At 67.9% G+C, this 26,016-nt stretch carries 23 protein-coding genes and 6 tRNA genes; 19 read left to right on the top strand and 10 right to left on the bottom strand.

Annotation, left to right across the window (positions count from 1 at the left end):
• Positions 1-56: 56 nt before the first annotated feature.
• From ACFVTD_RS19060 to ACFVTD_RS19040, 5 genes are all read right to left on the bottom strand, one after another.
• Entirely contained in the window at positions 57-1,691 is a 1,635-nt protein-coding gene (locus tag ACFVTD_RS19060; RefSeq protein ID WP_387566062.1) for an RsmB/NOP family class I SAM-dependent RNA methyltransferase, read from the bottom strand.
• Positions 1,688-2,608: a methionyl-tRNA formyltransferase gene (gene fmt, locus ACFVTD_RS19055; RefSeq protein WP_387566059.1), complete on the bottom strand. Its 921-nt coding sequence runs from the start codon at positions 2,606-2,608 to the stop codon at positions 1,688-1,690. The genes ACFVTD_RS19060 and fmt overlap by 4 nt, the downstream gene beginning before the upstream one ends.
• A complete protein-coding gene (gene def, locus ACFVTD_RS19050) occupies positions 2,605-3,207 on the bottom strand; it encodes a peptide deformylase (protein ID WP_387566056.1) in 603 nt (200 codons plus the stop codon). The genes fmt and def overlap by 4 nt, the downstream gene beginning before the upstream one ends.
• A 77-nt stretch (positions 3,208-3,284) precedes the next feature.
• Entirely contained in the window at positions 3,285-4,139 is an 855-nt protein-coding gene (locus tag ACFVTD_RS19045; protein ID WP_387566053.1) for a cytochrome, read from the bottom strand.
• Between the two features lie 104 nt (positions 4,140-4,243).
• Positions 4,244-4,315, bottom strand: a tRNA-Val gene (locus ACFVTD_RS19040).
• A gap of 307 nt (positions 4,316-4,622) precedes the next feature.
• On the opposite strand from ACFVTD_RS19040, the gene ACFVTD_RS19035 reads away from it, so the two are divergent.
• From ACFVTD_RS19035 to ACFVTD_RS19005, 7 genes are all read left to right on the top strand, one after another.
• Positions 4,623-4,695: transfer RNA gene (locus tag ACFVTD_RS19035), tRNA-Gly, on the top strand.
• Between the two features lie 47 nt (positions 4,696-4,742).
• Positions 4,743-4,813, top strand: a tRNA-Cys gene (locus tag ACFVTD_RS19030).
• Between the two features lie 38 nt (positions 4,814-4,851).
• Positions 4,852-4,923: transfer RNA gene (locus tag ACFVTD_RS19025), tRNA-Val, on the top strand.
• Positions 4,924-4,981: 58 nt separating this feature from the next.
• Positions 4,982-5,054: transfer RNA gene (locus ACFVTD_RS19020), tRNA-Gly, on the top strand.
• Between the two features lie 33 nt (positions 5,055-5,087).
• Positions 5,088-5,159 (top strand) — tRNA-Val (locus ACFVTD_RS19015).
• Between the two features lie 147 nt (positions 5,160-5,306).
• Positions 5,307-5,570: an antitoxin gene (locus ACFVTD_RS19010; RefSeq protein ID WP_387566050.1), complete on the top strand. Its 264-nt coding sequence runs from the start codon at positions 5,307-5,309 to the stop codon at positions 5,568-5,570.
• 142 nt (positions 5,571-5,712) lie between these two features.
• Positions 5,713-6,945: a benzoate/H(+) symporter BenE family transporter gene (locus tag ACFVTD_RS19005; protein WP_387566047.1), complete on the top strand. Its 1,233-nt coding sequence runs from the start codon at positions 5,713-5,715 to the stop codon at positions 6,943-6,945.
• Here the strand turns inward: ACFVTD_RS19005 and zapE are convergent.
• Positions 6,942-7,979 (bottom strand): cell division protein ZapE, encoded by a 1,038-nt coding sequence (zapE, locus tag ACFVTD_RS19000; RefSeq protein ID WP_387566044.1) that lies wholly within the window; start codon positions 7,977-7,979, stop codon positions 6,942-6,944. The genes ACFVTD_RS19005 and zapE overlap by 4 nt on opposite strands.
• A 215-nt stretch (positions 7,980-8,194) precedes the next feature.
• Between zapE and ACFVTD_RS18995 the strand changes: the two genes are divergently transcribed.
• The 3 genes from ACFVTD_RS18995 to ybaK are packed head-to-tail and all read left to right on the top strand — an operon-like array spanning position 8,195 to position 10,123.
• Positions 8,195-9,121, top strand: coding sequence for a sulfurtransferase (locus tag ACFVTD_RS18995; RefSeq protein ID WP_387566041.1), 927 nt, complete (start codon positions 8,195-8,197; stop codon positions 9,119-9,121).
• A gap of 27 nt (positions 9,122-9,148) precedes the next feature.
• The gene (locus ACFVTD_RS18990; protein WP_387566038.1) at positions 9,149-9,601 is read left to right on the top strand and encodes a SufE family protein; all 453 of its coding nucleotides are present in this window, start codon (positions 9,149-9,151) and stop codon (positions 9,599-9,601) included.
• 9 nt (positions 9,602-9,610) lie between these two features.
• A complete protein-coding gene (gene ybaK / locus ACFVTD_RS18985; RefSeq protein ID WP_387566035.1) occupies positions 9,611-10,123 on the top strand; it encodes a Cys-tRNA(Pro) deacylase in 513 nt (170 codons plus the stop codon).
• Between the two features lie 29 nt (positions 10,124-10,152).
• Here the strand turns inward: ybaK and ACFVTD_RS18980 are convergent, their stop codons facing one another.
• From ACFVTD_RS18980 to ACFVTD_RS18965, 4 genes are all read right to left on the bottom strand, one after another.
• Positions 10,153-11,880: a multicopper oxidase family protein gene (locus tag ACFVTD_RS18980; RefSeq protein ID WP_387566032.1), complete on the bottom strand. Its 1,728-nt coding sequence runs from the start codon at positions 11,878-11,880 to the stop codon at positions 10,153-10,155.
• 143 nt (positions 11,881-12,023) lie between these two features.
• Positions 12,024-12,857, bottom strand: coding sequence for an SDR family oxidoreductase (locus ACFVTD_RS18975; RefSeq protein WP_387566029.1), 834 nt, complete (start codon positions 12,855-12,857; stop codon positions 12,024-12,026).
• Between the two features lie 32 nt (positions 12,858-12,889).
• Positions 12,890-14,461, bottom strand: coding sequence for a succinic semialdehyde dehydrogenase (locus ACFVTD_RS18970; RefSeq protein ID WP_387566026.1), 1,572 nt, complete (start codon positions 14,459-14,461; stop codon positions 12,890-12,892).
• A gap of 1 nt (position 14,462) precedes the next feature.
• Positions 14,463-15,746 carry an alpha/beta hydrolase family protein gene (locus tag ACFVTD_RS18965; RefSeq protein WP_387566023.1) on the bottom strand — a complete coding sequence of 428 codons (1,284 nt, stop codon included), beginning with the start codon at positions 15,744-15,746 and terminating at the stop codon, positions 14,463-14,465.
• Positions 15,747-15,922: 176 nt separating this feature from the next.
• On the opposite strand from ACFVTD_RS18965, the gene ACFVTD_RS18960 reads away from it, so the two are divergent.
• The 9 genes from ACFVTD_RS18960 to ACFVTD_RS18920 all read left to right on the top strand — a co-directional run bounded on the left by ACFVTD_RS18960 (position 15,923) and on the right by ACFVTD_RS18920 (position 26,013).
• A complete protein-coding gene (locus ACFVTD_RS18960; protein WP_387566020.1) occupies positions 15,923-16,414 on the top strand; it encodes a hypothetical protein in 492 nt (163 codons plus the stop codon).
• A gap of 14 nt (positions 16,415-16,428) precedes the next feature.
• On the top strand, positions 16,429-16,962 hold the full coding sequence (msrB, locus tag ACFVTD_RS18955) for a peptide-methionine (R)-S-oxide reductase MsrB (protein WP_387566017.1): 534 nt from the start codon (positions 16,429-16,431) through the stop codon (positions 16,960-16,962).
• A gap of 166 nt (positions 16,963-17,128) precedes the next feature.
• Positions 17,129-18,496, top strand: a complete 1,368-nt coding sequence (locus ACFVTD_RS18950; protein ID WP_387566014.1) for a DUF6421 family protein — start codon at positions 17,129-17,131, stop codon at positions 18,494-18,496.
• On the top strand, positions 18,493-19,212 hold the full coding sequence (locus tag ACFVTD_RS18945) for an SDR family NAD(P)-dependent oxidoreductase (RefSeq protein WP_387566011.1): 720 nt from the start codon (positions 18,493-18,495) through the stop codon (positions 19,210-19,212). The genes ACFVTD_RS18950 and ACFVTD_RS18945 overlap by 4 nt, the downstream gene beginning before the upstream one ends.
• Before the next feature lie 43 nt (positions 19,213-19,255).
• Complete coding sequence (locus ACFVTD_RS18940; protein ID WP_387566236.1) at positions 19,256-20,353, top strand: threonine aldolase family protein; 1,098 nt, start codon at positions 19,256-19,258, stop codon at positions 20,351-20,353.
• A 58-nt stretch (positions 20,354-20,411) separates the two neighbouring features.
• Positions 20,412-21,104, top strand: coding sequence for a DUF3000 domain-containing protein (locus ACFVTD_RS18935; RefSeq protein ID WP_387566008.1), 693 nt, complete (start codon positions 20,412-20,414; stop codon positions 21,102-21,104).
• A 12-nt stretch (positions 21,105-21,116) separates the two neighbouring features.
• Complete coding sequence (locus ACFVTD_RS18930; RefSeq protein ID WP_387566005.1) at positions 21,117-22,451, top strand: HRDC domain-containing protein; 1,335 nt, start codon at positions 21,117-21,119, stop codon at positions 22,449-22,451.
• Between the two features lie 122 nt (positions 22,452-22,573).
• A complete protein-coding gene (locus ACFVTD_RS18925; protein ID WP_387566003.1) occupies positions 22,574-23,851 on the top strand; it encodes a thiolase family protein in 1,278 nt (425 codons plus the stop codon).
• Complete coding sequence (locus tag ACFVTD_RS18920; RefSeq protein ID WP_387566000.1) at positions 23,848-26,013, top strand: 3-hydroxyacyl-CoA dehydrogenase NAD-binding domain-containing protein; 2,166 nt, start codon at positions 23,848-23,850, stop codon at positions 26,011-26,013. Before ACFVTD_RS18925 ends, ACFVTD_RS18920 begins: the two co-directional genes overlap by 4 nt.
• The last annotated feature ends 3 nt before the right edge of the window (positions 26,014-26,016 follow it).

Raw genomic sequence — 26,016 nt, 5'->3', positions numbered from 1 at the left:
TCACGCCGTGGTTGCTGGGTGTCGCGCTGTTCCTGCCGGTCAGGCTTTCGTCCTGATCAGGCTTTCTTCCTGATCAGGGCAAGGAACATCGCGTCGGTGTGGTGGATGTGGGGCCAGAGCTGGGCTGTCAGCTCGTGGCCGGCACCGAGGGACCCTGTCAGGCTGACCGCGTCCAGAGCGGCCCCGGCATCGAGGAGTTCAAGGTCGGGGCGCTTGCGCAGGACGTCGGACACAACTGCCGTTGTCTCCGCCGGGTGCGGTGAGCAGGTCACATAGGCCACCACTCCCCCTGGCCGGACGGCGGCCAGGGCCGAGGCCAGCAGTTCGCGCTGCAATGGCCCCAGGTCCGCAATGTCCTTGGGCGAGCGACGCCACCGGGACTCCGGCCTGCGGCGGAGTGCGCCCAGGCCGGTGCAGGGGACGTCAACCAGGACGCGGTCATACCGCTCCGGCTGCTCACCGCCCACTTCACGGCCGTCGCCGGTACGGACCCGCCAGCTGCCGTGCGGCACGGCGGACAATGCCTGGCTGACCAGCTTGGCGCGGTGCGGCGCGGGTTCGTTTGCCAGCAGGCTGGCGCCCCGCTGGTGCGCCAGCGCACCAAGGAGCGCCGCTTTCCCGCCGGGACCGGCGCAAAGGTCCAACCACGCTTCAGCGCCGCGGGCCGCCGCTGGTCCACTGACGGCGGCGCTGCCGTCCGCCGGTGCGCTGAGGTCGACGGCGGCCAGGGCCCTGGCCACCAGTTGGGAACCGACGTCCTGTACGCGGGTGGTGCCGGCGCGGACGGATGCGAGGCGGCCGAGGTCGCCGCCGCTGGAGAGTGCCGAGCCTTCAACGAGTTCCCCGGGGGTGGCGCCGCTTTCGAGTGCTTCGTCCAGGCTGCCCAGTCCGGGCAGTGCAACCAGGTTGACCACCGGGGCGTCGTTGTCAGCTTCGAGCAGGTCGTCGATCTCTGCAGCCGAACGGCCGTGGGCAACGAGGGACTGGCGCATGGCCCGGACGATCCACTCGGGGTGGGCGTACTTCACCGCGGCTACCTTGGTGGCGTCGGTTTCGCCTTCCACCAGCAGGTCCAGCCATTCATCGAGGCTCCGGGCTGCGACCTTGCGCAGGACGGCGTTGATCAGCGTCGACGGTCCGGCGCCGATCACCGCGCGGGCGAGCCCCACGGTCTGGTCCAGTGCAGCGTGGGCGGGGACCCGCATTGCAAGCAGTTGGTGGGCACCGATGCGGAGCGCATCCAGGATGGCCGGGTCCAGCTGGGCCAGGGGACGGTCCACGCACCGCGCCAGGATGGCGTCATAGGTGCCTTGGTTGCGGAGTGCGCCATAGCTCAGTTCGGTGGCAAATCCGGCGTCCCGCTTGTCCAGGTGGTGGTGCCGGATCCGGGCGGGCAGCACGAGGTTGGCGTAGGCGTCCTCCGCGGCGACTGCGCGGAGAACCTCGAAGGCCACGAGGCGGGCGGGATCCGCGCGCCGCGTGCGCTGCGCCGGAGCCTGCTCGGTGAAGCTCCGCTGCGGCCCGCGGTTGCGTTCGCGGCCCTTGGCGTTCCGCCGGCTGGCGTCCCGGGGACCGCCGTTGCCACGGCCGCCGCCGGCAGGTCCGCCGCTGCCGCCCTGTCCGCCTTTCCCGGCACTGCCCCGCCCTGCAGCGCTGCCCCGTCCGCCTGTATTGCCTCCGGACCCGGTCATTCGAACACCACGCTCTCCAGTGAAGCCAAACCGCGCGCCCAGTCGGCGGCGGCCATCATCTTTTTCCCGGCGGGCTGGATGCGCGTCAGTTCCACCGCGTGCGACCCCGTCCCCACCAGCACGGCTTTGCCGTTAAGTTCCACGGTTCCGGGGGCCAGCCCGGAAACATCCGGCCGCAACCGGACCGGCTCGAGTTTGATCCGCTGACCGTCGAGCAGGGTCCATGCCCCGGGCTCGGGGGTGACGCCGCGCGCCTGCCTGCTGATGGCAAGGGCCGGATACGCCCAATTCAGGTGGCCGTCCTCCAACGCCAGTTTCGGCGCGAGGGAGACTTCGCCGGCCTGTGGCTGCGGCGCTGCCATTCCGGCGTCGATGGCGGACAGGGTCTGGGCCAGCAGGACAGCGCCGCTGTGGGACAGCCGTTCCAAGAGGTCGCCCGCGGTGTCCTGGGGCTTGACGGCCTCCGTCAGGGTGCCGAAGACGGGCCCGGTGTCCAGGCCCTCCTCCAGCTGGAACGTCACGGCGCCGGTGACGTCGTCTCCGGCCATGATGGCCCGCTGGACCGGAGCCGCGCCGCGCCACGCGGGGAGCAGGGAAAAGTGCAGGTTGACCCAGCCGTGCCGCGGGATGCCGAGGGCATCAGGGGGAACCAGTCCGCCGTAAGCGACGATGGCCGCGACATCCGGCTGCACTGCGGCAATGCCGGCGATGGCATCGGCGTCGACGCGTGCGGCCCGGATGACCTCGATGCCCAGTTCGGCGGCCCGCTGGGCAACGGGCGACGGCGTCAGCACGCGTTTGCGGCCCAGCGGCGCGTCGGGCCGGGTCAGGACGGCAACGACGTTGAAGCCGGCGTTGACCAGCGCGTCCAGGGAGGGAACCGCGACGGCGGGTGTCCCGGCGAAGAGGACCCTCACCCGGCTGCGCCGAAGCTGGAGCCGGGAGTGCTGGGGCCGCCAAAGCTGGCCCCGCCGAAGCTTGACCCAACACTCTTGGCGCGTTTTGCCGTGGTACGTCCGGCGACGGCGTCGTAATTGGCGTTGCGGATGGACCTCAGTGCTGCCTTCCGGTCCTCGCCCTCAAGGCGATCCGTGTAAAGGATGCCGTCCAGGTGGTCGTTTTCGTGCTGGAAGCAGCGCGCCAGCATCCCTTCACCGTCAATGGAGACAGGGTTGCCGTGCATGTCAACGCCGGTAACCCGGGTGGCGCGGAAACGGCGGACCGGGAAACCCAGGCCCGGGATGGAGAGGCAGCCCTCCACGTGGTCCGGCTGGTAATCCTCACTGTTTTCCAGGACAGGATTGATGATGTGGCCCTCGACGCCGTCGATCCGATAGGTGAAGATGCGCTTGCTGACGCCGATCTGGGGAGCGGCGAGGCCGGCGCCTTCGACGTCTTCCATGGTCTCGGACATGTCGGCGACCAGTTTGGCAAGGTCGGGTCCGAATTCCGTCACAGGATCGGCTACTGTGCGCAGCACAGGATCGCCGATGATGCGGATATTCAGAATAGCCATGCGCTGTGTGTCCTCACGGTTGGCGGCAAAAGGGAACCTATCCAGTTTAGGTGCAGTCTCTCCGCGTACATCGCTGCTTAGGCGGTGCGGGCCAGGGGTGGGGGTGCGATGGGCAACAGCGCCGTGCCGGCACCAATGGTGTCAGCGTTCAGTTCCCAGACGCGGCGCAGGGCGCAGAACTTCCACCAGTGGTGCTTGAGGACCTCGGGGTTGGCGCGGACCGGGCGGACTTCCGTCTCGCCGATGGCCACGGCCAGCAGGACCGGGTCCTCGCCGTACTTCCAGGGTTCCCAGGTTCCCGCTTCCGGATCCACGAGGCTTTCTTCGGCCTTCATGCCGGCCACCAGCTGCATGACCACCTTGTTGTCCAGCGGCTTGACCTGTCCGTCCCGCGTTGTTCCCTTGGTCTTGTAGTCGATGAGGCAGATCCGTCCGTTGATCCTGGCCACGAGGTCGAGGGTGCCGGCGTACCCCACCGAGTTGTTCCAGACCGTGATTTCCGGGGCGATGGGCTCCACGCGGAAGAGTTCCCACCACTCGTCGAACCGGACAGCGAAAGCTTCCTCACCGTTGGCGGCCAGCGCGTCGCGGGCTTCCTTCATGGCATGCGGGCGACCCAGCGCCCTGAGGGCCACCTGTTCGCAGTAGCTGTGGACACGGTCCCCACGGCGTGCGGCGTCATCCCGGTAGGTTTCGGCGGCTTTGGCTGCACGGTTAATGGCCTGCTTGATCTTGGCGGGACTTCCCAGGCAGTCGGACAGCAGCGGATCGTTGGCCAGGCTGCTGGCACCCATGTAGCCGAACCAGCCGTCGAGCCCGTGCGGCTGCTGGCTGATCACCGTGGTGATGGACGGCACGGAGAAGTGCTCAGACGTTGACCGTGCGTACATCCGGCCATATTCGGTGGCGTGGGCGAGAAGCGGATCAGTCATACAAAAGACTCTTTCACAGGGGGCCGACAAAAGCTCCGGGGTCCGGAGCTGCACACAAAAAAGGTCCGTTTCCGCTGCTGATGAGCGGAAACGGACCTCTGCGGTGGGCGATACTGGGTTCGAACCAGTGACCTCTTCGGTGTGAACGAAGCGCGCTACCACTGCGCCAATCGCCCCGATGCATTTGAATGCTAGCCCACGTCCGCCCCAATTCAAAAATCGGCAGTTCCGCAGCCCGGAGCGCTCCTTACATGGGAGCTGTCCAGCGCGGCACCTTCCACTCCCTGGCCCGGGAAGCCAGCCGCCGCCGTCGGAAATTACACGCCTGTAACTCGAGGAAATCCGCGCGGATGCAGGGAAGCGGGCCGGTTGGCAGTTCCGCGGTTCCCTCCGATTTGGAGTTTCCCGGAACCTCCTATATTGTTTTTACTCGTTGGAACGCGAGGAAATGCCGGAAACGGCAAGGAATCAAGCCTCCAAAATGCGGACGTAGCTCAGCTGGTAGAGCACCACCTTGCCAAGGTGGATGTCGCGAGTTCGAATCTCGTCGTCCGCTCGCAGGACACTGTCACGGCAAACATTCTTCGGAATCGGCGCCAGCACGGTGGGTTGGCCGAGAGGCGAGGCAGCGGCCTGCAAAGCCGTATACACGGGTTCGAATCCCGTACCCACCTCGGTGAAAACCATGGTTTCCGGATTTTTCGGATGCAACGGGCGATTGGCGCAGCGGTAGCGCGCTTCCCTGACACGGAAGAGGTCACTGGTTCGATCCCAGTATCGCCCACTCGGCAAGGAGACTTGCCGGCAGTACCACCGGATTTTCCGGAAAAACCTGCACAAATGCGGACGTAGCTCAGCTGGTAGAGCACCACCTTGCCAAGGTGGATGTCGCGAGTTCGAATCTCGTCGTCCGCTCTCTTTTATCCCACCAGCCGGTCTTCCGGTTCCGGGCGATTGGCGCAGCGGTAGCGCGCTTCCCTGACACGGAAGAGGTCACTGGTTCGATCCCAGTATCGCCCACACACGAACAGCAGCTCTCCGGAGCTGCTTTTTTCGTTTCCGCGTATCCGCTGCCGGCGAACGTGATTCCCTTGGCACGCCTCCCGTGCCCGGATAGGATCGAATGCGCGAGGAGCGACCTGGCTCCGCGATAGAAGGGAGGTGTCCGTGGGTTTGATTGACGATCTAAAGGGCAAGGCTCAGGGTCTCATCCGCGGCAACGAGCAGGCTATCAAGGACGGCATCACCAAGGCCGGCGATTTTGTCGACACCAAGACCGGCGGCAAGTACGCAGGCCACGTCGACAAGATCCAGGATGGCGCTTCCAAGCTCGTTGACAAGAACGGCACCCCGGGGCAGGCGCCTGCCGCCGAGCAGGTTCCCCCGGCAGCTCCTGGTAATCCGGTTCCGCCGGTCGACAGGGCTCCGTAAAGGATTTGGCCAGGGCTTTTGCCCGGCACGTCAAGGAGGTGCGGGTCCCGCCGGGAGGCGGCACCTGCACCTTTGGCGTTTAATGGCTGCTTTTGAAGCCCCCGATTGCCGGTTGGGAAACCTGCGCCGGTAACCTGCCGGTATGCCCAACTCCCCCGCATCCGCCACATCCACCAGGCCCGGAATGGCCCGGACCGATTCCCGGCCAGTCATCGCCGGGATCGTCACCGCGCTGGTGGGGTTCACCTCTTCTTTTGCCGTGGTCCTGGCCGGCCTCACGGCGGTGGGCGCCAACCCCGCCCAGGCAGCCTCCGGCCTGCTGGCCGTGACGCTCACCGTGGGGCTCGGCGTGCTGTTGCTCTCGTGGCGTTCCCGGGTCCCGGTAACCCTGGCCTGGTCCACACCGGGCGCAGCGCTGCTTGCTGCCTCGGGAGTGCCCGACGGCGGGTGGCCGGCCGCCGTCGGAGGCTTCCTTGGGGCGGGGCTGCTGCTGGCGCTGACCGGCCTGGTGCCTGCGCTCGGCAGGCTGATGGCACGCATCCCGCCGTCCTTGGCCCAGGCCATGCTGGCCGGTGTCCTGCTCCAGCTTTGCCTGGCACCCTTCAAGGCCCTGGGCACGGTGCCCCTGTTCGTGGCGCCGGTGATCCTGTGCTGGCTGCTGATGATGAAGTTCGCCCCGCGGTGGGCGGTGCCGGCTGCCCTGCTGGTGGCCTTGGGCGTCGTTGGAGTTTCGCTGGCGTCGGCTGGAACGCCGGTTGAAGCGGGCGCCCTGGTCCCGGCCCTGGCATGGACCGTGCCCTCGTTCAGCCTGCAGGCCATGGCGGGGATCGCAGTGCCGTTGTTCGTGGTGACCATGGCCTCCCAGAACATTCCAGGGGTGGCCGTCCTCAGGTCCTTCGGCTACGAAACCCCGTGGCGTCCGGCGATGCTGGTCACGGGAGCAGGCACCCTCGCCGGTGCACCCTTCGGCGGCCACGCCATCAATCTTGCAGCGCTCAGCGCCGCGCTTGCCGCCGGAGAGGAAGCCGGCCCCGACCGCGGCCGCAGATGGATCGCCGGCTTCACATCCGGCATAGCGTACCTGGTACTGGCCGCCTTCTCGGCCGCCCTGGTGTCGGTGGTCAGCAAGGCACCCGCCGGGATGCTTGAAGCCGTTGCGGGGCTGGCACTGCTGGGCACCCTGGCCTCGGCCGTTTCGGCTGCGCTGGCGGACGCCGATGACCGGATCGCCCCCGCCGTCACGTTCCTGATGGCGGCCTCCGGCCTGGTCTTCGCCGGGATCGGGTCCGCGTTTTGGGCGCTGCTGGCCGGACTGGTGGTCCGGATGGTGCTGCGGCCCCGGCCCGGTGTCCGGGCGGGCAGGAAGTCCGGCTAGGAGGGCTCGTGGTTCTGGCCTTCGCGGGCCAGGGCAGTGAGGCGGGAGACGGCGCGGAAGTACTTCTTCATGTACCCGCCGGCCATCATCTCTTCGGTGAACAGCTTGTCGAACGGGACGCCGCTGGCCAGGATGGGCACGTCCTTGTCGTAGAGCCGGTCGGCGAGGACCACGAACCGCAGCGCCACGGCCTGCTCCGTGATGGTCTCGACGTTGCGCCACACCACGCCGTCGATGCCGTCAACCAGTTGGCGGTAGCGGCTGGGGTGGACGCCAGCCAGGTGGTGGATGAGGGTGGAGAACTCGTCCTGGGCCACGGTCTTTCCGTCGAACTCCGCCTTCATGTGCGCGTTGAGTTCGCTGTTCTTCAATGGTGCCGGCGCGGCCGGGAGGCCGCGGTGCCGGAAGTCCTCGCCGTCGATGCGGATGACGTCGAACTGGTCCGCCAGGACCTGGATCTCACGCTGGAAGTCCACCGCGGCAAACCGGCCGTCGCCCAGGGAACCGGGCAGCGTGTTGGACGTGGCGGCCAGCTTGACGCCGGCGTCGGCCAGTTCACGCATGAGGCGGGACATCAGGACGGTGTCGCCCGGATCGTCCAGTTCGAATTCGTCGATGCACACCAGCTGGTAGCTGCTCAGGGCTTCCACGGTTTTCCGGAAGGAGAGGGCGCCCACCAGGTTGGTGTACTCCACGAACGTACCGAAGGCCTTGGGACCCGGTGATGCGTGCCAGAGCGACGCGAGCAGGTGGGTCTTGCCGACGCCGAAACCACCGTCCAGGTAGATGCCCGCCCGGGACTCGTCCTTCTTGCCGAACAGCTTCTTGAAGAGCCCGCCCCCGTTACCCGACCCCACGCCGTCGGCAAATCCCTCCAGGGCACGCACAGCGGCAGCCTGGCTGGGCTGCTTGGGGTCCGGGCGGTAGCTTGCAAAGGAAACCTCCCCAAACCGGGGCGACGGGTAGAAGCCCTTGAGGAGTTCATCCACCGAAACTGCCGGAGTGCGGGCGGCAAGCTGTTCGATCTGTACCAAGGTGGTCCGTTCTGCTGGTGGTTGGTCCCCAGAAAGGATACCGGCAATGCGGGCCGCACCCGGCTGGAACGCCGCCCCGCCGCCCCCAGGGGTGACGAAGGCAACATTTCGCCCTATTAACGGAATACGGACAACCCTGCGGGCGCTGGCTAGGGTGGGAACAGGTTCCAATGCATGTTCCACGGTTTCCCGTGCTCTTACTGAAAGGCCAAGCCATGCCCTACCCGGTTGAACAGAATGAGAAGTTCGCAGCCTACGCCCACCCGGAGCGGCTCGTTTCCACCGAGTGGCTCGCGGCCGCCATCAGCAACGGGGCAGTGGCCAACGGCGAGCTCATCGTGGTCGAATCCGACGAGGACGTGCTCCTGTACGAAACCGGCCACATTCCCGGTGCCGTGAAGATCGACTGGCACACGGACCTGAACGACGAAGTAGCCAGGGACTATGTGGACGGCGCGGCCTTTGCCGAACTCGCGGCCGCCAAGGGCATTTCCCGCGACAGCACCGTGGTCATCTACGGCGACAAGTCCAACTGGTGGGCCGCCTACGCCCTCTGGGTCTTCACCCTGTTCGGCCACCAGGACGTCAGGCTGCTGGACGGCGGACGGGACAAGTGGGTTGCCGAAGGCCGCGAACTGACCAAGGACCGGCCTGCTCCCGCTCCCGGGAACTACCCGGTGGTGGAGCGCGACGACGCCCCGATCCGCGCCTTCAAGGACGACGTCCTGGCCCACCTGGGCACCGGTCCCCTGATCGATGTGCGCTCCCCCGAGGAATACACCGGACAGCGCACCCACATGCCGGCCTACCCGGAGGAGGGCGCCCTGCGCGGCGGCCACATCCCGACGGCAGCCTCCATCCCGTGGGCACGGGCCGCAGCTGAGGACGGCACCTTCCGCAGCCGGGAAGAGCTGGCAGCCATCTACCTGGGCGAGGCAGGCCTGGCCGAAGGCGACGACGTGGTGGCGTACTGCCGCATCGGCGAACGGTCCAGCCACACCTGGTTCGCCCTGAAGTACCTCCTGGGCTTCGAGACCGTCCGCAACTATGACGGATCGTGGACCGAGTGGGGCAATGCCGTGCGCGTACCGATCGTCAAGGGCGCCGGGCGGGGTTCCGTTCCGGTCGCTGTCGGAGCCTGACCACGCCGCCCGCGTAGACTTGGAACGATGACTACTCAAGCTTTGCCTTCCGCCCTGGCGGCAATCGTGGACGACTTCCAGTCCCTGTCCGAACCCGAGAGGCTGCAGCTGCTGCTGGAGTTCTCGGAGGGACTGCCGGAACTCCCCGACCGGCTCAAGGACCACCCTGAACTCCTTGAGCAGGTGGTGGAGTGCCAGTCGCCGCTGTTCCTCACCATCGAGACGGAAAACAACGACGACGGCCCGGTCCGCCTGTTCTTCAAGGCACCGCCCGAGGCACCCACCACGCGCGGTTTCGCCGGTGTGCTGCACGAGGGGCTGGACGGCCTGACGGCGGAGGAGATCCTGTCCGTGCCCGATGACATGCCGGAACTGCTGGGGCTCACCCGCGCCATCACCCCCCTGCGCATGCGGGGCATGACGGCCATGCTGGGCCGGATCAAGCGCAAGGTCGCCGCAGCGTCCAGCAGCCGGGCCTGACCACGCCGCATGGCTCGCAGGAACAACTCACAGGGAACCCCGGCCACAGCGGTACTGACCGCGGCCGGGGTTCCCTTTGTGCTGCATCCGTACACCCATGACCCCGCGGCAGCGAGCTACGGCACGGAGGCGGCCGAGGCCCTGGGGATCGATCCGTCCCGGGTCTTCAAGACCTTGATGGTGGACGTGGAGGGCAGGCTCGCGGTGGGCATCGTCCCGGTCAGCGGCACCCTTGACCTGAAGGCCATGGCTGCGGCGCTGGGAGCCAAGAAGGCCGCGATGGCCGACCCCGCGGCGGCCCAGCGGCGCACCGGATACGTATTGGGCGGCATTTCCCCCCTCGGTCAAAGGCAGCCCTCCCCCACGGTGCTGGACTCCAGCGCCCTGGCCCTCGAGACCCTGTTGGTTTCAGGAGGCAGGCGGGGCCTGGATATTGAGTTGGCCGCGGCCGACCTGGCCAGGCTGACGGACGCCGTCACCGCGCCCATCAGCTCCATGGCCGCCGGCAATCCCCGGCCTTAACCGCCCGGTCCTGGTCCTGGCGAGGTCAGTTACTTGACGGTGTACCGCTGCATCATGTCGTTGTCCTCGTGCTCCAGGATGTGGCAGTGCCACACGTAGTCGCCCTTGAAGGATGACCCAATGGCCAGGGGCTTTCCGCCTGCCGCCCCTGCACCGAAGGGAACCCGGATCCTGGTGACTTCGCCCGGCAGCGCCACCACGGTGTCCTTCCAGCCCTGCTCGTTGGCGGCCGCCTCCCTGGGCCGGCCGATGAGGAAGCGCTCCACGTCCACCGCTTCTCCTTGACCCGGCGTGACCAGGCCGGTTGCGGGATCAATATAGCCGGTCTGCTCCAGGTAGCCGTCGGCTTGGAACTTTTGCCGGTTGAGCACCTGGAACTGGGTGAAGTGCAGGTGGATCGGGTGGGCGTCCTCGGTGGTGTTGATGAGCTGCCACTCTTCCATGGTGTCGCTCTCCACCTCGGTGGTGTCCGGGCTGTCGAACATCCTGTTGTTGAGCAGGGCCATAACCGGAACGTCGTCCGCGTTGGCTACTTCCACGAGCACCATCCGGCGGGTTTCGGCCGGCGTTGCCTCCCGCAGGCTGGTGACTTCCCTATCCTCCCGCAGCCGGGCAGGCAGGGGCTCGGTATAGCCGGTCCGGGACGTGACGGTGAACTGCATGATGTATGGAAGCGGCACCGCGCCGCCCGCCACGGATTCCGGCCCGTCCGGATAGGGCACCCGGGCGCTGTTGCGCAGGACCACCCGCGAACCGGCCCGAAGCCCGGCAAAGTCCACCACGAGGTCCGCCCGTTCCCCCGGGCCAAATACCAGCCGGTCCAGCAGGACGGGCGCGTTGAGGAGCCCGCCGTCGGACCCTATCTGGTGGAAGGCCAGCGCCGGGCCGCCGGCATCAAACGTGAAGTCGTAGAACCTGGCGTTGGAGCCGTTCACGATGCGGAAGCGGTACCGGCCGTGGGCGACGTCGAGGTTCGGCCGGACTTTGCCGTTGACGGTTGCCACGTCTCCGAAGAACTCGGGCGCCCAGGGGCGCGGCGCCCCGTCCGGGCCTTTCAGGTCCGGGTTGGGCGGGTAGGCGAGCGTCCCGTCGGGGTTGAACATCTTGTCCTGGATGATCAGCGGCACCTCGTACGGCGGTGGCGGAAGGTGCGTACCGTCCCCGGTGTCGATCCCGTCCCTGAGCAGGTAGCTTCCCGCGAGCCCCGCGTAGATGTTCAAGCGGGTCAGTCCCAGCGCGTGGTCGTGGTACCACAGCCCGGCAGCATCCTGGTTGTTGCCATAGTGGTATGTGTAGGAGTGGCCGGGAACGAAGGCCTGGTCCGGCCCGCCGTCGGACTGCGGGCTGACGTTGCCGCCGTGAAGGTGTACTGACATCCGCGGCCGCTTCGCATCGTCGCTGCCGCGGGGGACCAGTTCGCTGTCGATGGCGGAATCGAGGGGATGGTATTCGGCGGCGTTATGGACCTTCAGCTCGAAGGGAACTCCTTTCCTGGCGATGATGACGGGCCCCAGGCAGGTCCTCGATGAGCCGGCCTCCTGGTAGGCCAGGGTGTTCGCCGGGCCCATCTTTTCCTGGAACTGGTGGCAGGCGTTACGGACCCACAGCGCCGCATGGCCTCCGCCCCGCATGTCCAGGACGCCCAATTCGGCCAGGGTGGGCAGTTGCTCGGTGAACATGGCCTGCTGGCCGGCCGCAGGACCGCGCGCCGCGGCTGCCGATATGCCGGGCGGGGCCAGGAGTCCCGCCCCGGCCACAGCACCAGCCTGTAACAGTTGTCGTCTTGTCATGCGCATTTCGGGGCCCCATTTCTTCGCAGGTTTCCCCCCTTGAGCAGCAGGATAGCCCCCTGCACCGGCCGGTCACAGGGTCACGGGTCCCCCGCTGAAAGGTGCGGGCCCTACCCGGTATTTCCTCCGGTGCGGCCCGGAGTGCGGCCGGTGAAGTGGTCCATGGTCCGGTTGACTCCCAGCACGTCCATGAGCCGGTCAAAGGCGCCGACCGGCAGCACCCGGAGGACCGGCAGCAGGTTCACAAGGGGCGGCAGGACCAGCTTCCGGCGGCCGGCTTCGATTGCGTCGAGGATCTTGGTTGCCACGTCTTCTTCCTCAAGGATCGGGAGCAGGAGGGGCCAGCGGGTCCGGACGCCGTCGAACATCCCCGTGTTGATATAGAAGGGGCACACCACCAGCGTGTTGACGTCCGCGTGGTCCGCCCGGAGTTCCGCGCGGAGTGATTCGTTGAAGCCGACGGCGGCGAACTTACTGGCGGAGTAGTCGGTCTGCCGGACGACTCCCACCAGGCCCGCGGCACTGGCGACGGTGGCCACGGTGCCGCGCCGGCGCTCCACCATCCCGCCCAGGAACGCGCGGGTAACCCAGTAGAGGGCCAGGACGTTGACGTTCATGGTCCGCTCGATGGCGTCTTCGGTGGCATCGAGGAGCCGCTGGCCGCTGACGACTCCCGCATTGTTGACCAGGACATCCACCGCGCCCGTCTCCAGCGCGGCAGCCTTGACCGCATCCCGGTCAGTGACATCCACGCACTGGGCGTCGGCCTGGCCGCCGGCCGCCCGGATCTCGTCGCGGACCGCCGCGCCCGCTGCCGCGTCCAGGTCCCAGATCACCACCCGGCTTCCGCGCCGGGCGGCGGCGAGCGCCATGCGGCGGCCCAGGCCGCTTCCGCCTCCAGTGACCAGCAGGGTTGCGCCGGCAAGTCTGGTTCCTTTGGCCATCCCGGTTCTCCTCAAGTTTTGTACTGACGTCGTCAGTGGTTTCGGGGGAAGCGGCCCATCAGCTTGATGGCGCCTTTCATGATCCGCGCGTAGGCGTAGTTGGACATTCCCGGGGCAGGGGCGACCGGGAGCAGCCGTTGCACGGAGATGGTCTGCGGCTCCGTGTATTTGAGGATGCCGTCCCGGCCGTGGCGGCGGCCGGCCCCGGAGTCCTTCATTCCCCCGATCGGGGCGTCATGGGAGGCCCAGGTGGCCGCGTAGCCTTCGTTGACGTTGACGGTACCGGTCAGCAGTCTCCGGGCCACCGCTTCCCCGTGGCCGGCGGACCAGACACTGGCGTTGAGGCCGAAATCCGAATCGTTGGCCCGGGCGACTGCGGCGTCGTCGTCTTCGACCCGGTAGACGGCGACCACCGGCCCGAATGTCTCTTCCCTGGCAAGGAGCATGTCGTCCGTGATCCCCGTCAGGACAGTCGGCTCATAGAACAACGGGCCCAGGTCCGGCCGGCGCCGTCCGCCCGTGAGCAGCTGCGCGCCTTTGGCGAGCGCGTCCTGGACGTGGCGGTCCACCCGGTCCACCTGTGCCGCGCTGATAAGGGAACCCATGCCAATCTCCCAGTCCGGACCGGCGCCCAGGCGGATTCCTTCCACCTTGGCGGTGAACGCCGCAAGGAACCTGTCAAGGACGTCAGCATGCACGTAGATCCGCTCGATGCTGACGCAGAGCTGACCCGAGTTGGAGAAGCAGGCGTACACCGCACCGGCTGCTGCCCTGGCGATGTCGGCGTCCGCCAGCACCAGCATGGGGTTCTTGCCGCCCAGTTCAGCGGAGAAGCCGATCAGCCGCTCAGCGCACTGCCTGGCAACGGTCTTGCCGGTTTGGGAGGATCCGGTGAACATCAGGAAGTCCACCCGCCCGATCAGGGCAGGGCCTATTGAGGTTCCCGGCCCTGTGACGATCCGGAACAGGCCCTCCGGAAGGCCTGCCTCCCGGAGGAGTTGCAGCATCAGCAGCGCAGTGAAGGGCGTCTGTGAGTCAGGTTTCAGGACGATGCCGTTACCCGCCAGCAGGGCCGCAATGGCATCCGATACGGCAAGGGTCAGCGGGTAGTTCCAGGGGCTGATGACCCCCACCACCCCCTTGGGCATGCGGTATTCCGTGGTGCGGGTCAGGACCGGGGCCGCGCCTTTCCGCCGGCGTGGGCGCAGGTGCTGCCCGGCATTCCGTTCGTAATAACGGGCCGTGAGGATGACGTCCGCAAACTCCTCGAAGGCGCTCAGCCGGGACTTGCCGCTCTCTGCCTGCACCAGGTCGAGGATGTCCTGCTCCCGGTCCAGCAGCAGGGGGATGAACCGCGCAACCACGGCCCGGCGCGCGGCCAGGGGCCAGCCTGCCCAAAGCTCCTGCGCCATCCGTGCAGTATCGACGGCCGCGCGGACGTCGTCCTCCGTGCTGACGGGTACTTCGCCCAGCAGCGTGCCGTCGAAGGGTGCGTGTGAGGCCTGGACGGGCCGGTCCGCGGGTGACGCCACCAGGGCCGAGAGGGTTGCGGCCAGCTCCCTCCCGCGGTCGGTTACGGCTCCTGCCGCGCGTTGTTTCGGCATTTCACGCTCCCGCCGGCGTCGGCGGGACAGGCATCTCCGCCGTGAGGCCCGGTTCCGGGCTGGAGCCCGGGTTGAGACGCGGCGCGAGCTGCCGGCGCAGCCAGGCCTTCACCAGCCGCTCCCACCGTTCTGGGTCCACGTTCCATTCCTTGGTGTGCCGTGCGTGGTTGAACGTCTCGAACGTGACCATGTCCGGGTTGCGTTCGGCCAGCAGGGCCGAGGGTCCGTACGGCACGTACTCGTCATCGACACTGTGGATGATCAGGGTGGGCGTCCGCAGCTCCACGGCGCGGGAGACCCAGTCCATGACTTTGAGGTCCACGGGCGCCGAGAGGCCCGTGAGCCGGCGTCCCAGCGGGTGGCCCAGCATCAGCTGCCCGTACTTGCCCACCAGCGACGGGATCCGGTTCAGTTGCGCGTGGTGCGCCAGCACCGTTACCCAGTCAATGACCGGCGCGTCCAGCACCATCGCCCGGATCAGGTGCCGGTAGCGGGAGAGGTCCGCGGTTTGCAGGCAGATGGCTCCTCCCATGGACCAGCCGAACAGGACGATTTCCTCGGCGCCGTTGGCCAGTGCGTACCCGATCGCGGCTTCAATGTCCTGCCACTCGGTGGACCCCAGGCCGTACCGTCCGTCGTCCGCCGAGGGCGCCAGCCCGTCATTCCGGTAGGACACCAGCAGGCTGGTCAGGCCCAGTTCCAGGGCCGGCCCCACAGCCCGCAGCGCTTCCTGGCGGGTTGCCCCGCGGCCGTGCACCATGATGGCCCACGTCCGTGCGGTTCCCTTGGCCCTGACCAGCCAGGCCGGGGCTTCGCCGCGCTCCACGGGAATCAGGACATCCTCGGCGGGAATTCCGACGGCGGCCGGGTCCGGGTAGGTGGCCCCGCTCCACCATCCCCAGCGGGCAGTGGAGAGATCCCCGCTGTAGACGGCTTCGACCTCGCGCAGCACGGTCCGTTCCGCCGGCGAGTAGGAAACGATGCGGCCGATCCGCGCATGCCCCTTCCCGCCGTCGAAAAAGAATCCGTAGACTCCGTCCACCGTGGTGTCGTCATTGGCGGCCAGGATGACCTGCTGCTTCTGCCCGTCGCGGATCACGGCCAGGACTTCCTTGTCCGCCGTCCGTTGCCGCGCCGGGGTGATGACCCTGCGTGCGAAGTACACGGCGAGCGCCGAGGAGCCCGCCCCCAGCAGGCTTGCCACCGAGCCGCCGGCTATGGCTCCCCCAATGGCCCACTTGGCTCCCGGCGACACGCCGCCGGTGTCCCTGGAAGGTGCAGTCATTGCAGGGCGCGCTCGCCGGAAAGGTGCCATGTGACTATTGTTACCGGCGCTGCCGCAGATGCCCGCATCCGCGATCCGGACGGGCACGGCGCGGCAAGGCGGAGCCGGAAGCGGGCACGGAACGGCGGGGTGGCCGGTCAGTGCGTGTGGCGTGCGGGCGGGACTAGGCTAAGGCCATGAGTGATCCCATCGTCATCCTGACTGAAGAACCCCTCGGCGCGGACGACCGCCTGAACATTGAACGGCTGGTGGACGGCGCGGACAGTCCCCTGGTGGTCCTGGTGCCGGCGAACACGGAGCGCCACCTGCTGGTGGACTTCCTCGAGAACCTGTCCATGCTGGACGTTGCCAAGGCTTTCCGCGAACTGGCGGCCCGCAACCCGGACGCCGCCGCTGAGCGGGCCCACGCCGACGAGACCCTGGCGGCTTCGCTCGCTGCGCTGCAGGGTCTGGGCTCCGGCGTGACCGGCCAGGTGGTGGACGGAAAGGCAGTGGACGCCCTGGTGGCCACGGTCCGCGAATCGGGCGCCTCGCAGGCGGTGGTGATCACCAGGCCGCATGCCGTGGCCGATACCTTCCACACCGACTGGGCCAACAAGGCCCAGGACCAACTCGGCGTACCGGTGCTCCATCTCTACGCGGGTTCGGGATTTATCGGCGACTCCTAGGCGTTGGGAAGACTATGAGCATCTTTGGAAACAGCATCTTCGGCAACAAGGCACCAGGGGTCGACGGCGGGACGCACCACGGCAGCGCGCAGGAGGCTGCGCCCCAGGCCGGGTCCGTCCAGAAGAGCGATGCCCAGTGGCGTGAGGAATTGACCCCGGAGGAATACCACGTCCTGCGGCAGGCGGGGACGGAACGGCCCTACACAGGTGAATACTGGGACACGCACACGGAGGGCATGTACCAGTGCCGCGCCTGTGGGGCGGAGTTGTTCACGAGCAACGAGAAGTTCGATTCCCACTGCGGCTGGCCCTCCTTCTGGGCTCCCCTGGCCGAGGGCAAGGTCCGCTACATCCATGACCGGACTCTCGGCATGGACAGGGTTGAAGTGCGGTGCGCCTCCTGCGACTCGCACCTGGGCCACGTGTTCGAAGGCGAGGGTTACGGCACCCCTACTGACCAGCGCTACTGCATCAACTCCGTCTCCCTCCGGCTCGTTGCCAAGGAGGGCACGGAAAACCAGGGCCCTGGCGGTGGGGCCGAGCGCTGATGCGGGCGGTCCTGGATCCCCGCACCCCTAGCCCGGGCACGGTCTCAGTCCAGTCAGCAAGGGCCGTAGGCTAAGTTCTGCTTACGCAAAGGCCGCCTGGGCATAAGTCCTACTGGTTGCTTGTTACGCTCGCCAGAGAAGCAAGCAACCAGAAAGGCAGCCGACGATGACCGAGACCCTGACCACCGCCGTAACCGGAATTTCCGCGCAGAACCAGGACTGGCTGCGGCTCAAGGGTGCGGCTACCGCACTGCAGGCCATCCAGGTCCAGGACGGATCAATACCCGAGCCCGCGGATCATCCGGCCGCAGCACAGTACGTGGAAACCATCGTGGACGCCGTCACGGCCCTCTCCCCCGCCTTTCCGCATGACGCCGCCTACCTGGAGGCCGCCTGCGCAGACTTCCGCGCCTGGGCCGCCGGCGGCTTCGCCGTTCCGGACTTCCTGTCCTCGCTGCTGGCGTTCCAGCCCCAGGAGCAGCGCCGCGACGGCCTGCAGCACCTGGTGGTGTTCCCCATGTACACGCAGAACGGCAGCAGCAGCCGGCTGGTGGAGGCCGTGCTGGTGGAGGTGATCTGGCCGGAGTTCATCGCAGGCCTGGAAGCCGGCGGCTACTCCAACAAACTGTTCGTCCCCATCCGCTTCGTCGATTTCACCCCCGGCTACGACACCAACTCCGCCGTGCTCTTCCCCGAGACCGTGGCCGTCAGCCGGACCCCCACCTTCACGTGGGGCGCCATCTTCGCCGACCGGGAAGCCGCACGGTTCCGCCGGGTGCTGAAGGCCGCCGCGGAGATCACCTCCCTGGAACTTCCGGAGGGCGCCGCGGAACTGCTCATTGACCAGGACCTCACCGAAGCCACCTTCGTCATGTGGGACCTGATCCACGACCGGACGCACATGCGCGGCGACCTGCCCTTCGATCCCTTCATGATCAAGCAGCGGATGCCCTACTTCCTGTACTCGCTGGAAGAACTGCGCTGCGACCTCACCGCCTTCCGTGAGTCGGTCCGCATCGAAAAGGACGACGACGCCGACCCCGAAGCGCGGCGGCACGCGAAACTCGTGCAGTACGCCATCATCTTCGACCGCATCTTCCGCTTCGCCATCACCGGCAGCCGGGTCCGGAACTACGACGGCCTGGGCGGCCAACTCCTCTTCGCCTGGCTGCACCAGCAGCACGTGCTGCACTGGACGGACACCCGGCTTACCATCGACTGGGAAGAGGTGACTGACGCCGTCATCGCTTTGGGGGCCAGCATCGATGACCTGTACTGGCGTTCCATCGACCGGCCCAAGACCGCCCACTGGCTGGCGGCCTACCAGCTGGTGTCCGCCACCGTCACCCCCAACCCGGCCTCCGTGTGGGCCAAGGGCCCCGACGCGCTGCCGCTGGCGGGGACACCCCGCGGCCTCACGGACCAGGTCCTGGACGACGAATTCCCGCTGTCCATGTTCTACGAGGCATTGGAGAAGAAGATGCGCCCCGTCATCGAGTCGACCGCCGGAATTACCGGCCGCTCCGCCCTGTGACCGGCCCCGGAGCTGCCCGCGTCCTGGTCACCGGCGGCAGCGGCGCATCAGGCGTGGCCGTTGCGCGTGCCCTCGCCGCGGCGGGCCACCGCGTGGCCACCGTGGGATCGGACCAGGCCCGGATCGCGGCGGCGGCGGAGAAGGCGGGCGACGGCGTTGCCCCCTTCACGTGCGACCTCGCGGATTTCGACGGCGTCCGGCAGCTCCGGGAGCAGCTCGGCGGGACCTTCGGGCCGGTTGACGCAGTGATCCACCTGGTGGGCGGCTGGCGCGGAGCCAAGGGCATCGCCGACCAGTCCGACGAAGACTGGGACTTCCTGGAACGCGGGGCGGTCACCACGCTCCGCAACGTCTCACGCGTCTTTTTCGACGACATCGCCGCATCGCCCGCCGGCAGGTTCGCCATGGTGTCCTCCACCGCACTGGACAAACCCGCCGCCGCGGTGGCCAGCTACGTGGCGGCCAAAGCTGCCGCGGAAGCCTGGACCATGGCCATGGCGGACGGCTTCCGCCGCGCCTCCGGGGATGGTGGCAACCTTGCCGCAGCAACCATCCTGGCGGTCAAGGCACTGGTTGACGACGAACTGCGCCGCGCCCACCCCGAGCGGAAATTCCCGGGGGCGACGGACGTGGCTGACCTGGCGGCCGCCGTCGTACGGCTCTTCGACACCCCGGCGGCCGAACTCAACGGCGCACGGCTCCGGTTGGCAGACTGACCCCGGCCGTTACCGTACTTAGACTGAAAGCGTGAACAACCCCATGACCACCACAGCAGAAACAGGCGCGGCGCTCCGGCTGCACGATCCGAACGTGCGGGGCTTTGCCTCCGACAACTACTCCGGCGTCCACCCCGAGGTCCTGGCAGCCCTGGCCGCGGCCAATGACGGACACCAGGTGTCCTACGGGGAAGACGACTACACCGCCCGGCTGCAGGAACTCATGGTGGAGCACTTCGGCCCGGGCATCGAATGCTTCCCCGTCTTCAACGGCACCGGCGCCAATGTATTGTCCCTGCAGTCCCTGCTCCCCCGCTGGGGCGCCGTGGTGTGTGCGTCCACCGCGCATATCAACATGGATGAAAACGGGGCACCCGAGCGCATCGGCGGCATGAAGCTGCTCCAGGTCCCCACCCCCGACGGCAAGCTGACCCCGGAGCTGATTGACCGGGAGGCCTGGGGCTGGGGCGACGAGCACCGGGCCCAGCCGCTGGCAGTGTCCATCACCCAGACAACGGAACTGGGCACGTGCTACACCCCGGAGGAAGTGCGGGCCATCGCCGACCACATCCATGCCAAGGGCATGAAGCTGCACATGGACGGTGCCCGGCTCGCGAACGCGGCCGCCCACCTGGGCGTTCCCCTCCGCGCCTTCACCAGGGATGCCGGCGTGGACATCCTCTCCTTCGGCGGCACCAAGAACGGCCTGCTGTTCGGCGAAGTGGTGGTGGCCCTGAATCCCGAGGCCGCCCACGGGCTGGTCTACCTGCGCAAGATGAACATGCAGCTGGCGTCCAAGATGCGCTTCATGTCCGCCCAGTTCATCGCCCTGCTCCAGGACGGTCTCTGGCTGCGCTCAGCCTCGCACGCCAACGCCATGGCAGCCCGGCTGCGCGCCGCCGTCGACACCATCGAGGGCGTCCGCCCCACCCAGAAGACCGAATCCAACGGCGTGTTCGCCGTCCTTCCGCCCGGGGTGGCGGACAGGCTGCGCAGTTCCTTCAGGTTCTATGACTGGGATGAGGCGGCAAGGGAGGTCCGCTGGATGTGCTCCTTTGACACCACGGAGGAGGATGTTGACGCCTTCGCCGCCGCTATCCGCCATGAACTGCGGGATTACCGGGACAGCCGGGCAGGGTGACCGCCCGCTGACGGCGAGCCTTCCTCGCCTGCCGCGCCCCGCCCCGTAATCTGCCAAGGTGAACGCACTTGACCAGGTTCCCCCGGATTTTCTCCACGCCTTGGGAACCCTCAGGAAAGCCCGGTGCCGCAAGGAACTGCGCCTGGCCGAGATCCCTGCCCCCGCGCGGCTGGCCCCCTTCGCCGTCGCGCTTGGCGCTGAAGTCATGGCACCCGGCGCCGGTACCCCTTCGACGCCGGTGCACGGGCCGGCGGCCCTGGCTTTCGCCGCGGCCGCCGGTACAGCCGCGGCGGGACCTGAGGACGAGGACGGGACGGAACTCGCCACCGGACGCTTCATCCTCCTGCATGACCCGGACGGCTCGGCCGTCTGGGACGGCGAGTTCCGCATCGTGACCTACATCCGGGCTGAGCTGGAACCGGAAATGGGCAACGACCAAATGCTGGGCACCGTGGCATGGACGTGGCTGGTGGAGGCGCTGGAAAACCACAAGGCCCCGTACCGGGCGGCCGGCGGCACGGCCACCCGCGTCCTGTCCGAAAGCTTCGGCACCCTGGCCGGCCGGCCGGGGTCCATCGACATCGAACTCCGGGCTTCATGGACGCCGGATTCCTCCGATGTGCAGGCTCACCTGGAAGCTTGGTCCGACATGGTGTGCACGTTCGCGGGCCTGCCGCCCCTGCCCGACGGCGTCACGGCGCTCCCGCCCCGGCGGCGGGGCCAGCAGAACGGTTTCGGGGCAGCCCGGTAAACTGGGGGCATCATGACCCCAAACATTCCGGAAAACACCACGGCCGGCGTCCCGGCTGCTGCTGCCGCACCCCACATCACGGTGGAGGGCTTCGACAGTCCCATCCCCGAAATCATCGATCTCGACGCACCCCGGGACGGCGTTCCCCTGGTCATCGGAACCCAGTCCGGCCTGGAACGCTGCGCCGCCGCCATTGCCGCCGGGACCGGCCCGGCCGGTGTTGACGCCGAACGCGCCTCCGGGTTCCGTTACGGCCAGCGCGCCTTCCTGGTCCAGATCCGGCGCGAGGGCGCAGGCACCTGGCTGATCGATCCGGAACCGTTCGGAAACCTGGACATCATCAACGACGCCTTGCGTGGGGTCGAATGGATCCTGCACGCCGCCAGCCAGGACCTGCCCTGCCTGTCCGAACTCGGGATGTGGCCGGACAAGCTCTTCGATACCGAACTCGCCGCGCGCCTGGCCGGGCTGCCCCGGGTGGGCCTGGCGGCAGTCATCGAACAGCTCCTGGGATTCGGGCTCGCCAAGGAACATTCAGCGGCCGACTGGTCCACCCGCCCCCTGCCGGAACCGTGGCTCCGGTACGCCGCCCTGGACGTCGAGGTCCTCACTGAGCTGCGTGAAGAACTTATTGAACTGCTCCAGGCCGACGGGAAGCTGGAATACGCCGAGCAGGAATTTGACGCCATCCTGGCAGCCGGCGTCGCCCCGCCACGCGTGGACCCGTGGCGGAAGACCTCCGGCCTGCACCAGATCCGGGACCGCCGGCAGCTGGCCGCCGTCCGCGAGCTGTGGCTGGAACGCGACTCGCTGGCGCAGAAGCGCGATGTGGCGCCGGGCCGGCTCATTCCCGATTCCGCCCTGGTGGCTGCCGCGAAGGCCATGCCGGCCACTGTCCCGCAGCTTCTGGGCACCAAGGGTTTCCACGGCCGCGCGGCGCAGCGCGAGGCTCCGCGCTGGCTGCGCTGCATCGCCGCGGCGCGGGACATGGAGGAACTGCCGCCCCTGCACCTGGCCACCAACGCCCCGCCGCCGCCGCGGGTCTGGGCAGACCGCGATCCGGAGGCTGCTGCCCGCCTGGGCACGGCCCGGCCGCTCCTCCAGGCAAAGGCCGAGGAGCTGAACCTGCCGCTGGAGAACCTGCTTACACCCGACTACCTGCGGCGGGTGGCATGGCGGCCCCCCGCAGACGTCAACGTGGCCTCGATTGCTGCTGAACTGCGGGCCCTCGGCGCACGGGAGTGGCAGGTGGAGCTCACCGCCCCGCTGATCTCCGGCGCCTTCCTGAACCCGCAGCCGCTGCCGCCCAAGGAAGCCAAAGCCGTCGCCGCGGCCGGTGGCCAGTAACCTTCCCCAATCCAGCCCTTGCAGGCTAAGTTACTCGCGAGTAACATCGGTGTGACCGACGCTTGGCTGCTGCCGCCCTCCGGCATGCACCCGGCGCGCCACATCTCGATGAGGAGTTACACGTGAGCCAGCACGGAAGCGGCGCATCCACGCGCACTGTCCGCGACGTCGTCTTTGTGGACGGCATCCGCACACCCTTCGGCAGGGCCGGCGAGAAAGGGATCTACGCCGGGACCCGGGCCGACGACCTGATCGTGAAATGCATCCGCGGCCTGCTGCGCCGCAACCCGTCCCTGCCGGCGGAGCGCATCGATGAGGTTGCCATCGCCGCGACCACCCAGACCGGCGACCAGGGCCTCACCCTCGGCAGGACGGCCGCACTCCTGGCCGGCCTTCCACGCACTGTTCCCGGCTTCGCGATCGACCGCATGTGTGCCGGCGCCATGACCGCTGTCACCACCACCGCCGGCGGCATCGGCTTCGGCGCCTACGACGTGGTCATCGCCGGCGGGGTGGAACACATGGGACACCACCCCATGGGCTCCGGCGCCGATCCGAACCCCCGCTTCATGTCCGAACGCCTGGTGGACCCGGCCGCCCTGAACATGGGCAACACCGCGGAGAACCTGCACGACCGGTTCCCCGCGATCACCAAGGAACGCACGGACGCCTACGCCGTCGCCTCGCAGGACAAGCTCGCCGCCGCCTACCGGGACGGCCGTGTCCAGCCTGACCTGGTCCCCGTGGCCGCCCGGAAGCCCGGTGAAGGCTGGACGGTCCACAGCAAGGACGAACCGCCCCGGCCCGGCACCACCCTGGCCGACCTCGCCGGCCTCCGCACTCCCTTCCGCGCCCATGGCCGGGTCACCGCCGGAAACGCCGCCGGCCTGAACGACGGCGCAACCGCTGCCGTCCTGGCATCCGCTGATGCGGCCGCCGAACTCGGGCTGCCCGTCAAGATGCGGCTGGTTAGCTACGCCTACGCAGGAGTGGAGCCGGAGGTCATGGGCATCGGCCCGGTGCCGGCCACCGAAAAAGCCCTCAAGAACGCCGGACTGACCATCGACGACATTGGCCTGTTCGAAATCAACGAGGCCTTCGCCGTCCAGGTCCTCAGTTTCCTGGACCACTACGGCATTTCCGACGACGACCCCCGGGTCAACCGCTATGGCGGGGCCATCGCCGTGGGGCACCCCCTCGCATCCTCCGGCGTCCGGCTGATGATCCAGCTGGCCCGCCAGTTCGAGGAAGACCCGTCGGTCCGCTACGGCATCACCACCATGTGCGTGGGCCTCGGCATGGGCGGCACCGTGATCTGGGAGAACCCGCACCACCCCGACTACAGTGGAACTCCCGCCGGGGAGACCGCCGCTACCGCTTCCGAAGGAGCTATGGCATGAGCGCCGCAGACTACCGCTTGTTGGCGGACCTCTTCCCCAACGAAACCGTGACCCACTCCTACGTCCAGGACATCGCCCTGCCGGGTACTGCAGGGAAGCCCAGCCCAGGCGTCTTTGCCCTGGTCACCCTCGACAACGACCTGGACCACACCAAGCCCACCACTCTTGGCCCCAACACCCTCGTGGAGCTTGGCACCGTCCTGGAAGGCCTGCGGGAACGTGCGGCCCGCGGCGAAATCGTGGGCGTGGGCGTCACCGGAAAGCCGCACTACCTGGTGGCCGGCGCGGACCTCTCCGCCGTGAAGTCGCTGGAAAAGCGCGAACACGGGCTGTGGATGGCACAGCTGGGCCACGACGTCTACGCCACCCTCGCCAACCTGGGGGTCCCGAGCTTCGCCTTCATTAACGGCGTCGCCCTGGGCGGCGGCCTGGAGATCGCGCTGCAGTCCACCTACCGCACGGTGTCCACGGGGGCAGGCGCCCTCGCGCTGCCGGAAGGCTTCCTTGGACTGGTTCCCGGCTGGGGCGGCGTCTACATCCTCCCCCGCCTGGTGGGTCCGGAAAACGCGGTCAAGGTCATGATCGAGAACCCCCTGAGCAACAACCGGACCCTGACCGGTGCGCAGGCATTCGGCATGGGAATCGCGGACGCCGCCTTCGAGCCCGCCGACTTCCTGGAGCAGTCGCTGGCCTGGGCCGCGGGAGTCATCGCCGGCGAGGTGGTCCCGGAGCGGCCCAACGCCGTCGACCCATCCTCCCCCGACGCTGCCGCCCGCTGGACCGCCGCCGTGGCCGCGGGCCGGAAGTTCGTGGAAGGCAAGACCTCCAACGCCTCCCCGGCCCCCGCCAAGGTCCTGGACATCCTCGAAGCCAACCGCACCATGACCGCCGCGGAATCCGCCGCCCTGGAATGCGAGACACTGGCTGGGCTCATGCAGACCGATGAGTTCCGGTCCACCGTCTACGCCTTCCTCGACCTGGTGCAGAAACGCGGCAAGCGGCCCGCGGGCGCTCCGGACCGCAAACTGGCCCGGCCTGTCACCAAGGTGGGCGTGGTAGGCGCCGGCCTGATGGCCAGCCAACTGGCGCTGCTCTTCGCACGGCAGCTAAAGGTTCCGGTGGTGCTGACCGACATTGACCAGGCCCGCGTGGACAAGGGAGTGGCCTACGTCCATGGCGAAGTGGACAAGCTGCTGGCCAAAAAGCGCGTCAGCCCGGATGCCGCCAACCGCACCAAGGCGCTGGTGACCGGTTCGGTGTCGAAGGACGCCTTCGCGGACGCCGACTTCGTGATCGAGGCCGTCTTCGAGGAACTCCACATCAAGAAGCAGGTCTTCGCCGAACTGGAGGCCATCGTCCCGCCGGAGTGCATCCTGGCCACGAACACGTCATCGCTCTCGGTGACGGAGATGGCCGCGGACCTTAAGCACCCGGAGCGCCTGGTGGGCTTCCACTTCTTCAATCCCGTGGCCGTCATGCCGCTGCTGGAGATCGTCCGGGCCCCGCGGACCGACGATGCGGTGCTCGCCACCGCCTTCGAGCTGGCCAAGGCCCTGAAGAAGACCGGCGTGCTGGTCAAGGATGCGGCCGCGTTCGTGGTGAACCGCATCCTGCTGCGGCTCATGGGCGAAGTGACGGCTGCCTTCGACGAGGGGACCCCAGCGGAGGTGGCGGACGCTGCGCTGCGCCCCATGGGGCTGCCCATGACACCGTTCACGCTGCTGGCCATGGTGGGCCTGCCCGTGGCGCAGCATGTCCAGGAGTCCCTGAACGCCGCCTTCGGTGACCGCTTCCCGGTCTCTGACAACCTCAAGAAGCTCATCGACAACAACGTCAAGGCACTCTGGGAGACCTCCCCGGACGGAACCCGGGCCATCCCCCAGTCCACGCTTGAGCTAATGTCCTTCGGTTCCAGCCCATCCACGGCGGAGCAGGTGCTGCACCGCGTCCAGGATGCCCTGGCAGAGGAAATCGGCCTGATGCTGGGCGAAGGGGTCGTCGCCGGACCCGAGGACATCGACCTGTGCATGATCCTTGGCGCGGGCTGGCCCATGTTCCTGGGCGGCATCACGCCGTACCTGGACCGGGTGGGCGCCTCCGGGCGGGTGAACGGCAAGCGTTTCCTGGAGCCTGGCGTCGCATCGAGCAAGTCCCAAGACTAGGCG

It is taken from the genome of Pseudarthrobacter sp. NPDC058119 (assembly GCF_042884655.1).
Classification (GTDB): Bacteria; Actinomycetota; Actinomycetes; order Actinomycetales; family Micrococcaceae; genus Arthrobacter.
Note: the sequence above shows the minus strand (reverse complement) of the source record. Positions and strands in the feature narration are given on the sequence as shown.